Origin of the sequence: Microbacterium aurantiacum, assembly GCF_040532595.1 — a bacterium.
GTDB classification, from domain to species: domain Bacteria; phylum Actinomycetota; class Actinomycetes; order Actinomycetales; family Microbacteriaceae; genus Microbacterium; species Microbacterium chocolatum_B.
Map to the genome: position 1 here is coordinate 1,894,875 of NZ_JBEVYX010000001.1, position 15,191 is coordinate 1,910,065.

A 15,191-nucleotide genomic window follows, 5' to 3' on the forward strand; every position below is an offset into this window, starting at 1 on the left:
TCATGCCAGTGGACGAGGATCGTGCCATCCGGATCGGCGCGATCCTCGACGCGGTGACCGTGCTCGGCGGAGTGATCCGGGCGGAGCAGAAGCGTCCCTTCGCCGGGGTGTCGCTCACGGCGAGCCAGGTGCGGGCGCTGTACCTCCTCGCCCACGCACGCGAGCCGGTGACGCCCGCGCGCCTCGCCGAGGCCCTCGGCATCACCGCGGGCGCGGTCACGCAGCTCGTCGACGGGCTGCGCGGCGAGGGCCTGGTCGAGACGGCGCCGCACCCGTCCGACGGTCGTTCGCGGGTGCTCGCTCTGACTCCGGACGCGGCGGCGGAGGTCGACACCTTCGAGGCCGCAGTCGTCCGACGGATGGCGCCGCTGTTCGCGGTGCTCGACGACGACGCTCTCACGCACGTCGCCGAGGGCCTCGGTGCGGTCGCGAGAGGCGCATAGACGCGCCCGGCTCAGGCACGCGGGGGTGCGGTGCTCTCGCGGAGGGTGAGGGAGGTCGCCAGCTCGACGTGCCGGGAGGAGGGCTCGCGTCCCTCGGCCATGACCAGCAGGGTCTGCACCGCCATCGCTCCCATCCCCTCCAAATGCTGGTGCACGGTCGTGAGTGGGGGCGTCGTCCACGCCGCTTGCGGGGTGTCGTCGAACCCGGTGACGCTGAGGTCCTCCGGAACGCGGATGCCCCGTTCGTGGGCAGCGGCGAGGACCCCGACGGCGAGTTCGTCGTTGGCGGCCATGATCGCCGTCGGGCGCACGGGCGCGGCGAGGATCTCGTGCGCGTGGACGGTGCCGGAGGCGACGGCGAACTGCGCGGCGCGGATGAGCGCCGGGTCGACCGTGATTCCTGCGGCGTCGAGGGCGGCCTGATATCCGTACAGACGGTCGCGGGCCGCGTCTGAGGCTTCGGGGCCACCGAGCCACGCGATCCGGCGGTGCCCGAGTGACAGCAGGTGCTCGGTCATCGCCCGGGCGCCGGCCCAGTTGCTCGAGCCGACGCTGACGGAGTTGCGCTGGTGCACGTCGACGGGGTCGACGATGACGAACGGCAGGCGTTCGTTCCCGGCGGCGGCCACGAGTGCATCGGGTTCCGAGAGGGTCAGGCCGACGATGCCGATCGCGCCCGCGGCCCGCTGTTCGGCGACCCATTCGCGGGCGACCGCGTGCTCCGTGCGGGCGTCCTTGCTCGGCGCCAAGCGGGTCAGCAGGTCGATCCGGCTCTCGGTGGCAGCCGCGACCACACCCTGGAGCACGCCGAGGATGTACGGCGAGGCCGGGATGTCGAAGACGACGACGAGGGCGCGGCGCGCGGACGGGTCCGGTGCGGTCGTGGGGCGATAGCCGAGCTCGGACACGGCGGCGAGGACCCGTTCGCGCGTGGCGTCGGAGATGTCTCCCCGGCCGTTCAGCGCTTTGGACACCGTGGCGCGGGACACACCGACGGCGGCAGCGACGTCCGTCAGAGTTGCGCGGGACGACCGATCACCCATCATTCCCGCACCTTACTCGAAAGTGTTTCGCCAATGCACCTCAGCGGGAGGGTTGGAGGTTGACAGGTTCAGAGCGACTGCCTACCATGAGGGTACGTTACACGTTGCGAAACATTTTCGCAGTGCTCCAGCCACAGTCGGCTGTGCACCCATGATCGAAGGAGCTCATCCGTGACCGTTGTCGCCCCCACCGCTCTGACCGTCGACGGTCGGGCCTCCGACGAGCGCCGACTGCATCACGTGTGGAGCGTGTGCCTCGGAGCGGGTCGGGCGAACGAGGCGCTCCGGGCCGATTGGCAGGACCACTTCCGGGAGGCGGTGTCGACGCTCGGAGCGCGATACGTGCGCTTCCACGGGCTGTTCCACGACGACATGTTCGTCTACCGCACCGCGAACGGCGGAGGTTTCGGACCGCCGACCCCGCTGCCCGCGCCGGTGTACACCTTCGCCTACGTCGACAAGGTCTTCGACGCCATCCTCGCCACCGGCGCCCGCCCGTTCGTCGAACTCGGCTTCATGCCGCGCGAACTCGCGACGCAGACCGAGACCCTCTTCTGGTGGAAGGCGCACTGCAGCCCGCCGACCGACATGGGGGCGTGGGTGGACCTGGTGACGGCGACCGTGACCCACTGGATCGAGCGCTACGGCATCGACGAGGTGCGCGCGTGGCCGTTCGAGGTGTGGAACGAACCCAACCTCGTCCCGCACTTCTGGACCGGAACGCGGACGGAGTACTTCGAGCTGTACGCGGCCACTGCCCGCGCGCTCAAGGCGATCGACCCCGCTCTGCGGGTCGGTGGCCCGTCGTCGTCGGTCTTCGTCCCCGACGCGCGCTACGACGGCGAGTACCACGACCGCTCCGTCGAGGCCGCGACCGCCGAGGCGGAGGACCCGGCGGGACTCCCGTGGAAGCCCGTGTGGATCCGCGAGCTCATCGACTACTGCGCCGAGCGCGACCTCCCGATCGACTTCCTCTCCACCCACCTGTACCCCACCGATTACGCCTTCGACACGCAGGGCGTCGGACGGGCGATCAGCCGAGACCGCGACGCGACCCGCAACGACCTGCTGCAGATGAAGCAGCTGATCGCGGACTCTCCGTACCCGGATGCCGCGGTGCACGTCACCGAGTGGTCTACGTCGCCCTCCAGTCGCGACTTCATGCACGACACCGTCTACGCCGCGACCTACATCACCCGCGCCTTCCTGCAGAGTCACGATCTGGCCGACTCCATCGCCTACTGGACCTTCACCGATGTCTTCGAGGAGGGCGGCGGCGGGATCGGGCCGTTCCACGGCGGGTTCGGCTTCGTCACCGAGCAGGGGATCCACAAGCCGACGTTCCACGCCATGGAGATGCTGAATCGCCTGGGGGATCGGATCCTGCTGCAGACAGAGGACGGCATCCTGACCCGCACGGGCGACGACGCGCTCGCGGCCGTGTTCTTCAACTACCCCGAGTCGATGGGGGAGGCCTCGGTCGGCGCCGCGACGTCGTTCACCCAGACCCTGCGGTGGGCCGAGGAAGGACCCGACCGACGCGTCGCGCACGTCGTGACCGGGCTCACCCCCGGCGACCGTTACGCCGCCGAGATCCTCGACCCCGACCACGGCGATGTCGCCGGCGCCTGGCACCGCATGGGCGAGCCGCTGAACCTCACGCGCGCGCAGGAGGTCGAGCTGCGCCTCGTCGCCGATGCCCTCGACCGCCGCACGCTCGTCGTCGACGACGACGGCATCCTACGCATCGACATCGACCTGGCGCCGTGGGCGGTCATGTCGCTCGCGCGCGCCGCGCACTGACTCCACCCCGATCCCCGTACAACGACGTCACGAAAGGATTCACCATGATCAGCACCCACAAGCGGGTCGGCACCCTCGCCGTCGCCGCGGCAGCGGCCCTCACCCTCGCCTCCTGCTCCGGCGGAGGGGGCGGTGGCGGCGGCACCGCCGAGGAGGCGACGGAGGACAACAAGCCGGCCGAGCTCACCGTCGCCGCCTGGATGGACTTCCCCCAGGACCTCCTGGACTCGTTCGAGGAGGAGTACGGCATCGAGGTCGTCGTCAACTCCTTCCCCGACGGTGCATCGGCTCAGACCGTCCTGCGCAACGGCCTGTCCTCCAACGGCGCGGGCCTGTCCGACGTGCACCTGATCGAGCTGGACTGGTGGACCGAGATGATGGCGGTCCCCGAGGACTGGGTGGAGCTGCCGGAGATCCCCGGTCGCTGGGTCGACTGGAAGGTCACGCAGGGATCGGTCGACGGCGTCATCACCGGATACGGCACCGACATCGGGCCGCTCGGCATCGCCTTCAACGAGGAGATGACGGATGCCGCGGGCGTGGCGAGCGACCTCGACACCTTCGGCTCCTTCATCGGCGGAGATGCCGCCACGTGGGAGTCGTTCCTGGACGCCGGTCGCGAGTACATCGCCGTCGCCGACAACTACTTCGTCGACTCCCTCTCCAGCGCGTTCCAGGCCGCGATCAACCTGCTGCCGGCGGCCTTCGAGGACCCCGAGTCGGGCCTCCCCTACAACATGGCCGACAACGCCCAGATCGAGGAGCTCTTCCTCACCTTCGCCGAGGCGGCCGAGGACGGCGTCTCCGCCGGGATCCCGATCGGACACGCCGACTGGGGTGCGGGGTTCCAGAACGAGCAGTGGGCCACCGTCGTCTCGCCGGCCTGGATGGCGGGCATCATCGCCGAGAACGCCGACGGCGTCGACGGCTGGCGCGTCTCGAGCACCTTCCCCGACGGCGGCGGCAACTGGGGCGGGTCGTTCTTCTCCGTTCCCGCCACCGGTGAGAACACCGGATGGGCCGTGACCCTCGCCGACTACCTCACCTCGCCCGAGGCGGCGGTGCAGTGGTTCTACGAGACCGGGCAGTTCCCCTCGCAGCTCGAGGCCATCTCCAGCCCCGATATCGCCGACACCGAGAACCCGTTCTACGGCGGTCAGCAGCTGGGCCAGGTCTACGGTGGCCTCGCCGAGGCGGCCGGGGATGCGGCGGCCGGCGGATTCCGCGGTGAGAACTTCGCCGGCATCCAGACGCTGGTCACCGGCGGCATCCTCCAGGTCGAGGCGGGCACCGCCACCCCGCAGCAGGCGTGGGACTCCGTCGTCGGCGAGTTCGAGGCCCTCGGGTTCTCGACCGCGGACTGACGCTGAACGGATCCGACGATGGCCCGTTCTGCAGAGATCGCCCGCCGTGTGCGACGGGTGGGGTGGGGGCAGCGCGTCTCGCGCTGGGACTTCAAGCTCTCGCCCTACCTGTACATCTCGCCGTTCTTCCTCCTGTTCGCCGTGTTCGGCGCGTTCCCGCTGTTCTTCAACGTCGTCGTCGCCCTGCACGACTGGCATCGGCGGACCGGGATGGGGGAGTTCGTCGGGCTGGAGAACTTCGCGTGGGTGCTGCGGCAGCCGCTGTTCTGGCGGTCGCTGGAGAACACCATCTCGATCTTCCTCATCGGCGGCATCCCGCAGCTGATCCTCGCCCTGATGATCGCGGCGATCCTCGATCAGAACCTCCGGGCCAAGACCTTCTGGCGGATGAGCGTGCTCATCCCGTTCGTGGTCATGCCCGTGGCGACGTCGATGATCTTCGGTCAGGTCTACGGACAGTTCGGCATCCTCGTGCCGAACCTTCAGGCCCTGGGGCTGTTCACCGACAGCAGCTCCCCCTTCTTCCAGGACCGATTCCTTTCGCACGTCGCGATCGGGTCGATGGTGGTGTTCCGCTGGACGGGGTACAACGCGCTGATTCTCCTCGCGGCGATGCAGGCGGTGCCGCGGGATCTGTACGAGGCGGCGACGGTCGACGGCGCGGGACGGATGCGGCAGTTCTTCTCGGTGACGATTCCGAGCATCCGTCCCACGCTGATCTTCGTGATCCTCACGATGACGATCGGCGGGCTCGAGATCTTCGACGAGGCGCGCCTGTTCGACGGCGGAGGCACCAACGGCGGACAGGGCGGGTCCAACAACCAGTGGACGACCGTGATGCTCTACCTCTACAACCTCGGTTTCGGGGAGTGGCAGGACCGCCTCGGTCAGGCCGCAGCGGTGGGGTGGATCTTCGCGTTCATCATCCTGGTCATCTCCGTGTCGAACCTGCTGCTGACGCGGGCCATCTCCTCCTCCGACGCACCGCGGGCGCCGAAGGGGCCGGGGCTGCTGCGTCGCTGGCGGCTTCGGACGGTGGCCGCGCACGACGAGACATCGGTGTCACCGGCGACGGAGGCCGAGATGTCCTCCGAGGTGGCGAAGGAACACGTCTCGGCAGAGGGGGCACGGCGATGAGCACCGGATTCATCGAGAACACCGCGGGGCCGAGCGCCGCGCGCTACGCCAAGAAGCGCGCGGACCGGGGCCGGCCGATCGCGGCTCACAACCCGTCCTCGCGGCGTCCCGGGTGGGTGACCTACCTCTTCCTCGGCGCGGTCATCGTGCTGTCGGTCTTCCCGCTCTACGCCGCGGCGATGTACGGCTCGTCCACGACGACCGAGATCACGCGGGCCGTGGGGAGCCTTCCGCGATGGCTGCCGACCCTCCAGCTGTGGGAGAACTTCGCCGAGGTGTTCGCCGCGGAGCAGTTCAATCTGTGGCTGGCCTTCTTCAACTCGCTGCTGGTGGCGGTCACCGTGAGCGCGTCGGTGGTGTTCTTCTCCACCCTCGCCGGCTTCGCCTTCGCGAAGCTCCGCTTCCGGGGACGCCACGCGCTCTACATCGCGGTGCTCGCGACGCTCATCATCCCGGCGCAGGTCGGGACGATCCCGATGTTCGTGATGATGAACGAGTTCGGCTGGATCGATTCGCTCCTCGCGCTGACGGTCCCCGGGCTCGTCGGAGCGTTCGGGGTGTTCTGGATGACGCAGTACCTCCAGGAGGCCCTTCCCTACGAGCTCGTCGAGGCGGCTCGCGTCGACGGGGCGTCGATGTTCCGGACGTTCTGGTCGATCGCCCTGCCCGCGGCGCGTCCCGCGGCGGCGACACTGGCGCTGTTCACCTTCATCGGGTCATGGAACAGCTTCTTCTGGCCCTCGGTCGTGATGCGCTCGCAGCTGACGATGCCACTGGTGGTACCGCAGCTGCAGGGAGCCTTCACGTCCGACACGGGCCTGGTGATGGCGGGTGTGTTCCTCGTGGCCCTGCCGCTGCTGGTGGTCCTCGCCCTCGCCGGACGCCAGCTCGTCTCCGGCGTCATGGCGGGAGCGATCAAGGGCTGAGCGACGCGCCCGGCTCAGGCGCGCGGGGGTCGGGCGACGAGGACCTCCGCGTCTCCGTCCCCGCTCCCGCGCACCGGGATCGCGCCGGCGGCGGCCGGGACGAGGAGCGTCGCACCGGCGGGCGCGTCGAGCCCGTCGAGGTCCGCTTGGCCGGCGGTGACGACGACGACGGCGAAGCCGGCCTCCAGGGTCGCGGCATCCGCCCCGCCGTCGCCGATCCGATGACGCTCGAGGCGGAAGAACGCGTCGGCTGCGGCGGGGAACACCGAACCGGATGCCGGGGCGCGGCGGACGAGGGCGCCGACCTCGTCGGATGTCCGGGCGCGGTGGTTCACGGCGCGGAGGGCCACGTCGAATCCGAGACCGAGGTGGCCCTCGCGCATCCCGTCGAGGGCGAAGCCGTCCCACTCGAGCAGGATCGAGAGGTCCTCGGGCTGCTGGAGCTCGAGGAGGAACACCCCTGCTCCGATCGCGTGGAGCTCGCCCGGCGGCACCCAGACGACGTCCCCCGGCGAGACCTCGACGGCGTGGAGGAGTCCGAGGAGTGCGTCGGTGTCCTGCGCGGCGACGAGTGCGGAGAGCGCGGCGGGATCGACGTCCTCGCGGAGACCGACGTGGACGATCCCGCCCTCGAGGATGTACCAGGCCTCGGCCTTGCCGTGCGTGCGCCCGAGATGGGTGTGGGCGAAGGCGTCGCTCGGGTGGGCGTGGACGGGGAGGCGTTGCCCCGCGTCGAGGAGCTTCACGAGCAGCTGCGGGTCGGCGCCCCATCGCGCGACATGCCGGGCGCCGAGCCAGTGCTCCGGGTCGGCGGCGATCGCGTCGCGGAGGAGGCGTCCGTCGGGCAGGCGCGTGAGCCCCTGCGACTCGTGGCCCGCGACGGCGGTGACCGACCCGATCCAGTCCTCCGGCTCGTGGGAGGCCGCATCCGCCCCGCCACGGAAACGCGCGATCCGCGCACCGCCGCGGTAGAAGCGCTCGGGAGGCCGGTTTGCACCCAGCGCGACGATCACGCGGTCGCCCCGTCCGCCGCCCGCGCCGCGAGGGCGGTGGGGAGGAGGAAGCCGCCGACGAAGGTGTCGCCCAGGCCGATGGTGGTCGGCTGGGGCACGGCGAGGTCGAATGCCGCGACGCCGACGGCGCCCGGGAGGAGACCCTCGACGGCGGCGGCCACGGCCGCGCCCTCGGCGTGCCGCGGTTCCGCAGCGGTGACGGCGAGGTCGTCCGACCGCAGTGCGTCGCCGACACGGTACCGGGTGGCGGCGAGGAGGACGGCGCTGTCGAGGGCGGCGCGGTGCTGCGCGGCATCCGGTCCCACGGCGATCGCCCAGTACCGCGTGTGCACGACGAGCGCCCGTGCGGGGATCAGCCGATGCGCGTCGCTGAGCGCGGCGGCGACGGCCGACGCGTCGAGGAGGTCGACGGGGCGCCCGACGTACTCCTGCAGCTCGTCCTCGTTCATGCCGTAGACGTCGATGCGGTCGAGGAGGGCCGCGCGTGCCCGGTGGGCGAGGGTGCGGTCGTAGAACCCGGCGTCCTCGTAATAGACCAGCGCATCGTCTGGGAGGTGCGTCATCGCCGCTCGGAGGTCCTCGAGCCGGCGAGCCAGCAGCGCGGCATCCTGCATCGTGTTGAAGCCCGACACCAGGAAGGCGGATGCCGACGCGGCCTCCGCGCCGAGCTCCGGCGCGATCGCCATGCTGCGGTTCGGCGGGTCGTTGGCGACGATCAGCCGGTTCGCCGCGGGCACGGTGAGGTCGGCATCCGTCAGGCGGATGCGGTCGCCGGGACGGAACTGGACGATCAGGTGCGGGTCGAGGGTGTCCTCGGTCGCCGAGCACACCGTGCGGAGACTCGGGGGGAGGAGCCTCCGCACGGTGTCGTCGATGCTGACCAGGTGCTGCACGCTCGGGACACCGAGGCGCTCCAGGGCGAGGCCTGCCCGCACCCCGGTCCCGCCGAGGGTGATCGCGGTGTCGAAGCGAGCGGCGAACTGCTCGATGATCTCCGACGAGGCGATGAAGCGCTCGCCGCCCGCACCCGTCGTGGCGAACGCGAGGATCGCCACGACGAGCGCGCGCTCATCCGACAGCGGAGCGGTCGTCGTCAGGTCGCCGACGCCGATCCGGTAGGTCTCGGCCAGGGTGTCGAACACCGCGGCGTCCCACGCGATCTCGTAGTCGACGGTGCCGCCGAGTCCGAGCACGAGGTTCCTCGTCATGCCCGCCCCCCTTCGTGATTCTCCGGATCCGGTCCCGCGTGTCTCAGTACAGCGGAGCCTTGCCGTCCGCGCCGAACAGGCGGATCTTCTCGGCCGCGGTGGCCTTCAGCGCCGCGATGGGCTCCGGCTGGATCGCGTTCGGTTCGCGCAGGCGGACGTCGGTGCCGAGGATCTCGCGCATGCGGTTGTGGTAGCTGACCTTGATGTCGCTGGAGATGTTGATCTTGTTGATGCCGAGCGACACCGCCCGGGCCAGCTCGCTGTCGGGGTTGCCCGATCCGCCGTGGAGGACCAGCGGGATGCCGACGGCGGCCTTGATCTGCTCGAGGAGGTCGTGGCGGAGCTCCGGGTTCTTGTCCGCGGGGTAGAGCCCGTGCGAGGTGCCGATGGCGATCGCGAGGCTGTCGACGCCGGTCTGCTCCACGAAGCGGACCGCGTCGTCGACGTTGGTGTAGATGATCTCGGCCGCACCGGACTCGCCGTAGCTGTCGTTCGCGCCGATGGTGCCGAGCTCGCCCTCGACCTGGATGCCGACGGCGTGCGCGGCGTCGACGACCTTCTTCGTCAGCGCGACGTTCTCCTCGAAGGGCAGCAGCGACGCATCGATCATCACCGAGGTGAAGCCGGCCTGGATCGCGGTGATCATCTGCTCGTAGGTGCCGCCGTGGTCCCAGTGGATGGCCACCGGCACGCTCGAGCGGTGAGCGCGGGCGTGCATCGCCGGGATGAGGTCGGTGGTGATGTGGCTGACCTCGTCCGGGTGGATCGCGATGATCACCGGAGCATCGAGCTCCTCGCTGATGTCCATCACACCGTTGAACATCGCCCAGTCGCTGATGTTGAAGGCGGGGATGGCGAAGCCGTGTTCGTTGGCGACGTCGAGGATGGATTTGCCGGTGTACAGCACGGGGGTTCTCCTTTATTGGGTGGGGTCGAGGGTCGGGCGTCGTCAGCTCTTGACGGAGCCCGCGGTCAGTCCGCTGATGAAGTAGCGCTGCAGCACCAGGAAGAGGATCAGCACGGGGATGGAGCCGAGCACGCTCATCGCCATGATCTGGTTCCACTCGTAGGAGTGCTGTCCCATCAGGAGCTGGATGCCGATGGGGACGGTGCGCATGTCCGTCGTGCGGGTGAGGGTGAGGGCGAAGAGGTATTCGTTCCACGCGATCATGAACGTGTAGATGCCGACCGACACGATGCCGGGCACCGAGATCGGCACGAGCACCCGCCACAGGGCGGTGAACGACCCGGCGCCGTCGACCCGCACGGCTTCGTCCAGCTCGCGGGGCAGGGTGTTGAAGTACCCGGTCATCATGATGATCGCGTAGGGGAGCGTGAACACCATGTAGGTGAAGATGAGGCCCGGATAGGTGTTGTAGAGCCCGAGGGCGACGACGAGGCCGAAGTAGGGGATCAGGAGCGTGATCGGCGGCACGGCCTGCACGCTGATGATGACGACGTTGAGGATGCGCTTGCCGCGGAACTCGAACCGGCTGAATGCGTACGCCGCCTGGATCGCCACGAGAAGCGTCAGGATCGTCACCGCCCCGGCGACGATGTAGCTGTTCAGGAAGAACCGCACGGCCTCGGGGTCGGTCAGGATCGCGATGTAGGCGTCGAACGAGAACGACTCGGTGACCAGGCGCGGGGGAAGCTCGAAGATTTCGGTATTCGACTTGAACGAGCTCGACAGCATCCACAGGACCGGACCGGCCGCGAAGACGGCGCCGAGGAGGAGGCCCGCGACGACGCCGATGCGGGCGATGCGGGTGCGGGTGGCCCGGCTGGTGCGGGGCGGGGTGCCCCGTCGGGTGCGGGACCCCGCGGTGGGGGTGGTGACGGCGGTGCGCGACATGTCAGTCCCTCGCCTTCTGGTGGCGGACGTAGAGGATCGCCAGCACCATCGACATCAGCAGCACCAGGACGGCGGATGTCGCGGCGAGCGAGAAGTCGTAGCGGGCGAAGGCCAGCTTGTAGGTGAAGGTGCTGAGCACTTCGGTGACGTCGATGGGACCGCCGCCGGTGGTCATCCAGATCAGCGCGAACTGCTGCGAGGTCCAGATGAGGTCGAGCAGGATCAGGCTGATGATGATCGGCCGCAGCTGCGGGACGGTGACGTTCCAGAACCGCTGGACGGGACCAGCGCCGTCGACGGTCGCCGCCTCGTAGAGGTCGCCCGGGATGCCCTGGAGGCCGGCGAGGAGGCTCACCATGAAGAAGGGGTACCCGGCCCAGATGTTGATGAAGGTCACCGTGCCGAGGGCGAGCTGCGGATTGGCCAGCCACTCGACATCCGTGTTGAGGAGGAAGTTGATGACGCCGTTCGGGGCGAGCAGCATCCGCCACAGCACCGCGATGACGGCCGCGGTGAACAGCCACGGCAGGACGTACAGGGCACGGAAGATCGCGCGGGGGACGACGCCGATGAGCTTGGAGTTCAGCAGCAGCGCGAAGGTCATGCCGAGCACGAGGTGGACGGCGACGCTGACGATGGTGAAGAAGAGGGTGTTCGACGTCGCGCGCCAGAAGCCGCTGTCGGTGAGGACCGTCAGGTAGTTGTCGAAGCCGACGATCTCGGGCTCGCCGCCCATGATCGCGCGGTCCTGGAACGAGTAGCCGATGACCATCACGATCGGGATGACCATGAGCACGAACAGCAGCACCAGGGTCGGCGCGAGGTACGCGTAGGACTCGGCTGCGCGCCGGAGCTGGCGTCGCTTTCTCGAGAGGGGGGCGCCGGTCACCAGGGTCTCGGTGTCCGGGGCTGCGAAACTGCGCAGAGTCATGACGTCGTCGTCCTTCTCGGGGCTGCCGGTTCGGTTGGGGGCGGATGAGGGGGTGGGCCGGGTGCCGCCACCGTGGTGACGGCACCCGGGCTCGGGGGCCGGGCGTGCGGGCCCGGGGGAGGGCTAGCGGATCAGAACTCGGACTCCCAGGCGGCCTGCGCCTTCTCCAGGGCGTCCGGGATGGTCTGCTGACCGTCCAGCGCCGCCTGGAACTGCTCGCCGAACAGGCGCATCAGCTCCTCCGCGACGGGGAGGCCGGTGAACTCGTTCGCGGGGTAGCCGGCCTGGTAGATCTCGAACGCCGTAGCGAACAGCTCGTCGTCGTCCACGAAGTCCGGAACCGACTCGGTGTTGCCGGGGAAGGCGTTCGCGATGGTGGAGAGCTCGGAGTTGACGTCCGCGCTCATGAGGAACTCCACGAGCTTGAACGCCGCCTCCTTGTTCTCGCTGTTCTCGGCGACGCCGATGCCCCACGAGGCGTAGGGGATGCCGCGCTCGCCGTCGTAGCCGTCCTCGGCGGGGATGGGCGAGATGGAGAACTGCAGGTCGGGGTTCGACTCGCGGATCAGGTTGATGTGCGACAGCGTGTCGATCATCATGCCGACGCGCTCGTTGGTGAACTCCTCGACCTTGTCCTGTTCCTTCATCGTGAAGCTTCCGGGGGCGATGACGCCGGCCTCCCAGAGGTCGGCGATGTACTCCGACGCGCTCGTGACGGCCTCGTTCGTGAGGTCGGGCTGACCGTCGGCGAGCATGGAGCCGCCGGAGGCCCACACCCAGGACATGACGTCGTTCTGCACGCCGTTCGGGGCTTCGAGCGAGAGCGGGAGCGCCCAGCCGGAGACGTCGTCGCCGAGGGCGGTGATCGCCTCGGCCGCCTCGGCGAACTCGCTCCGGGTCGCCGGAGGGGCGTCGACACCCGCCTCGGCGAGGATGGCGTCGTTCGTGAACATCGGGTAGACGAAGTTCACGACCGGGATCATGTAGGTGCTGCCGTCGACCTGGATCTGGCTCGCGAGCTCGGAGTCGTCGTACCCGGCCTCGCTCATCAGCGCGGTGAGGTCGGTGATGACCCCCTGCTTCGCGAAGTCGTTGACCCATGCGCCGTCGAGGCCGACGACGTCGGGCATGGTGCCGGACGCCGCCCCCGCGAACAGCTGCTCCTTGGTCGCGGCGTAGGGGCCGCTGACCAGGTCGACCGTGATGCCGGGGTTGGCCTCTTCGAACTGGTCCATGAGGGCGCGGAACGAGCCGTCGGGGAGCTCGGGCTCCCACCACTGCGCGAACTCGATCGTGACGTCGCCGTCGGCGCCGGAGTCGTCCCCGCCGCCACCGCCGCCCGAGCTGCATCCGGCCAGGACGACGACGGATGCCGTAGCGGTTGCCAGTCCCGCCAGCAGGGCCGTCCTGCGGGGGAGCCGATGTGGGATTGCCATGGTTCTCTCCTTCGAGATTCATGCGGCATCACGCGCAGATCTGCCGTTTAATGCCTCTTTACGCAAGAGTATGCCGGGGTTTGCGACAGGTCGTCAAGCAGAAACTCGCAGAAAAAGATCTCGTTTCTGCATCGGTGCGGGCCGATCCTGCTGTTTCTTGCAACTTCTTCCCTCGAATTCCGGCGGATGTGCTAGGCATGACCGCATGAACGCGCATCTCACGCAGAGAGGCCGGCGACTCCCCGCAGGGCGCAAGGCGGACCTCGCCGCGTATGTCGAGGAGGTCGGCCGGGTCACGGTCGCCGATCTCGCCGAGCACTTCTCGGTGTCGATCGACACCATCCGCCGCGACCTCGACCAGCTCGACCGCGAGGGGGTGGTGGTCCGCACCCACGGCGGCGCGGTGAGCGCGAGCGACACCCCCGGCCGCGACCGCGGCCTGGATGTCCGCCTGCGCATGCAGGTGGGGGAGAAGGAGGCGATCGCCAAGCTCGCCGCGGAACTCGTCGAGGACGGCCAGGTGATCATGCTGAACGGGGGCACGACGACCCTCGCGGTCGCGCGGGCTCTGCGCAATCACCGCGACCTCACGATCGCGACGAACAACCTGCGGATCCCCGCGGAGCTCTCACCGAACGCCTTCCGCGACCTCTACGTCTTCGGGGGCGCGGTGCGCACGCTCACGCAGGCGACGACCGGTCCGGTGGCGCTGCCCATGAGTGCGGCGAACCTCGAGGGCGACATTCGTGCGGATCTCGCGCTCGTCGCGGTGGGCGCCGTCGACCGTTCGGGCTACTCGACCTCGAACCTCGGCGACGCCTCGATGATGGCCGAGATGACCCGGCGCGCCGAGCGCACCGTCATCCTCGCCGACTCCACCAAGCTCGACCGCCGGCTGTTCGCCCAGATCGCCCCGCTCGAGGGTGCCGATTACCTCGTCACCGATGAGGAGCCGTCCGAAGAGCTGGCGGAGGAGCTGCAGAACGCGGGAGTGACTGTACTCACTCCGTGACCGCGCCGCATCCCCCCGCGTGATCGGCCTCCGGGCGGGCATGATGGTGCCATGAGTGCGCACATCGCCGTCGTGTGGAACCCGTCCAAGACCGAGAAGGACGTCCTCGCCGACGCCCTGGCGGAGGTGCAGGAGAAGGCGGGCACCGTCGGTGACGCCGAGGTGTCGTGGTTCGAGACCACCGTCGACGACCCCGGTCAGGGCGCCACCACCCGGGCGCTGGCCGCCGGCGCCGATCTCATCATCGTCGCCGGGGGTGACGGGACGGTGCGCGCGGTGGCCGAGGCGCTCGCCGACGCGAAGGCGGAGGCGGACCTCGGCGTCGTGCCCCTCGGGACCGGGAACCTCCTCGCCCGGAACCTCGGCGTGCCGATCAACGACGTGGCCGCCGCGGTCGAGCGGGCGCTCTCGGGCGACGCGCTGCCGGTCGACGTCGGCTGGGTCGACGTCGAGCTGGAGGCGGGCAAGGAGCGCCACGCGTTCGTGGTGATGATCGGCTTCGGCATCGACGCGCACATGATCGCCGAGACGAACGAAGACCTCAAGGCGCGTGCGGGATGGCTGGCGTACGTCGAGTCGCTCGGGCGGGCGCTGACCGCGAGCGACATCGTGCCGTTCCACCTCACCGCCGACGATCTCCCCGGTCGCGATGAAGAGGGTCACACGCTCCTGATCGCCAACTGCGGCACCCTGCAGGGCGGGCTCACCCTGATGCCGGATGCCGATCCCTCCGACGGCGAGCTCGACTACCTGCTGCTGAGCGCCGAGGGCCTCGGCGAATGGCTCGGGACGCTGAAGACGATGGTGTGGGACAACGGTCTCGGGCGCCTGATCGGGAACAAGGACGAGGCGACGAACTCCGAGGCCGTCACCCACGGCCGGGCCCGCCGCATCCGGGTGACCCTGCCCGACCCGCGCGAGTTCGAGATCGACGGCGAGGGCATCGGCAAGACGGGCGAGTTCGAGGTCACGCTGCAGCCGGGCGCCATCCGCGTCCGCTGACCCGGGTCGGGATCTTCG

Annotated in this window: 14 protein-coding genes; 7 read left to right on the plus strand and 7 right to left on the minus strand. The window is 69.5% G+C overall.

The features are described from left to right. Positions 1-2: 2 nt before the first annotated feature. Entirely contained in the window at positions 3-443 is a 441-nt protein-coding gene (locus ABXJ56_RS08970; RefSeq protein WP_353999320.1) for a MarR family winged helix-turn-helix transcriptional regulator, read from the plus strand. Positions 444-454: 11 nt separating this feature from the next. Here ABXJ56_RS08970 and ABXJ56_RS08975 read toward each other — a convergent pair whose 3' ends face one another. After that, entirely contained in the window at positions 455-1,489 is a 1,035-nt protein-coding gene (locus ABXJ56_RS08975; RefSeq protein WP_353999321.1) for a LacI family DNA-binding transcriptional regulator, read from the minus strand. 168 nt (positions 1,490-1,657) lie between these two features. Here ABXJ56_RS08975 and ABXJ56_RS08980 point away from each other — a divergent pair, with 168 nt between their 5' ends. Genes ABXJ56_RS08980 through ABXJ56_RS08995 form a run of 4 tightly spaced genes read left to right on the plus strand, consistent with a single transcriptional unit; the run spans position 1,658 to position 6,716 of the window. After that, positions 1,658-3,289: a GH39 family glycosyl hydrolase gene (locus ABXJ56_RS08980; RefSeq protein WP_353999322.1), complete on the plus strand. Its 1,632-nt coding sequence runs from the start codon at positions 1,658-1,660 to the stop codon at positions 3,287-3,289. A 44-nt stretch (positions 3,290-3,333) separates the two neighbouring features. Next, positions 3,334-4,653, plus strand: coding sequence for an extracellular solute-binding protein (locus ABXJ56_RS08985; RefSeq protein WP_353999323.1), 1,320 nt, complete (start codon positions 3,334-3,336; stop codon positions 4,651-4,653). An 18-nt stretch (positions 4,654-4,671) separates the two neighbouring features. Continuing rightward, the gene (locus tag ABXJ56_RS08990) at positions 4,672-5,790 is read left to right on the plus strand and encodes a carbohydrate ABC transporter permease (protein ID WP_353999324.1); all 1,119 of its coding nucleotides are present in this window, start codon (positions 4,672-4,674) and stop codon (positions 5,788-5,790) included. Then, positions 5,787-6,716, plus strand: coding sequence for a carbohydrate ABC transporter permease (locus ABXJ56_RS08995; protein WP_353999325.1), 930 nt, complete (start codon positions 5,787-5,789; stop codon positions 6,714-6,716). The genes ABXJ56_RS08990 and ABXJ56_RS08995 overlap by 4 nt, the downstream gene beginning before the upstream one ends. Before the next feature lie 14 nt (positions 6,717-6,730). Here the strand turns inward: ABXJ56_RS08995 and ABXJ56_RS09000 are convergent, their stop codons facing one another. The 6 genes from ABXJ56_RS09000 to ABXJ56_RS09025 form a co-directional block, all read right to left on the minus strand. Beyond that, positions 6,731-7,729 (minus strand): class I mannose-6-phosphate isomerase, encoded by a 999-nt coding sequence (locus ABXJ56_RS09000; protein WP_353999326.1) that lies wholly within the window; start codon positions 7,727-7,729, stop codon positions 6,731-6,733. Further along, positions 7,726-8,937, minus strand: coding sequence for an ADP-dependent glucokinase/phosphofructokinase (locus tag ABXJ56_RS09005; protein ID WP_353999327.1), 1,212 nt, complete (start codon positions 8,935-8,937; stop codon positions 7,726-7,728). Before ABXJ56_RS09005 ends, ABXJ56_RS09000 begins: the two co-directional genes overlap by 4 nt. A 43-nt stretch (positions 8,938-8,980) precedes the next feature. Next, positions 8,981-9,844 carry a ketose-bisphosphate aldolase gene (locus ABXJ56_RS09010; protein ID WP_353999328.1) on the minus strand — a complete coding sequence of 288 codons (864 nt, stop codon included), beginning with the start codon at positions 9,842-9,844 and terminating at the stop codon, positions 8,981-8,983. 42 nt (positions 9,845-9,886) lie between these two features. Further along, a complete protein-coding gene (locus ABXJ56_RS09015) occupies positions 9,887-10,792 on the minus strand; it encodes a carbohydrate ABC transporter permease (RefSeq protein WP_353999329.1) in 906 nt (301 codons plus the stop codon). A 1-nt stretch (position 10,793) separates the two neighbouring features. Further along, complete coding sequence (locus tag ABXJ56_RS09020; protein ID WP_353999330.1) at positions 10,794-11,723, minus strand: carbohydrate ABC transporter permease; 930 nt, start codon at positions 11,721-11,723, stop codon at positions 10,794-10,796. Positions 11,724-11,854: 131 nt separating this feature from the next. Continuing rightward, positions 11,855-13,159, minus strand: a complete 1,305-nt coding sequence (locus ABXJ56_RS09025) for an ABC transporter substrate-binding protein (protein WP_353999331.1) — start codon at positions 13,157-13,159, stop codon at positions 11,855-11,857. A gap of 205 nt (positions 13,160-13,364) precedes the next feature. On the opposite strand from ABXJ56_RS09025, the gene ABXJ56_RS09030 reads away from it, so the two are divergent. Continuing rightward, positions 13,365-14,171, plus strand: a complete 807-nt coding sequence (locus ABXJ56_RS09030; RefSeq protein ID WP_353999332.1) for a DeoR/GlpR family DNA-binding transcription regulator — start codon at positions 13,365-13,367, stop codon at positions 14,169-14,171. 51 nt (positions 14,172-14,222) lie between these two features. Next, complete coding sequence (locus ABXJ56_RS09035) at positions 14,223-15,173, plus strand: diacylglycerol/lipid kinase family protein (RefSeq protein WP_353999333.1); 951 nt, start codon at positions 14,223-14,225, stop codon at positions 15,171-15,173. Positions 15,174-15,191 lie beyond the last annotated feature (18 nt).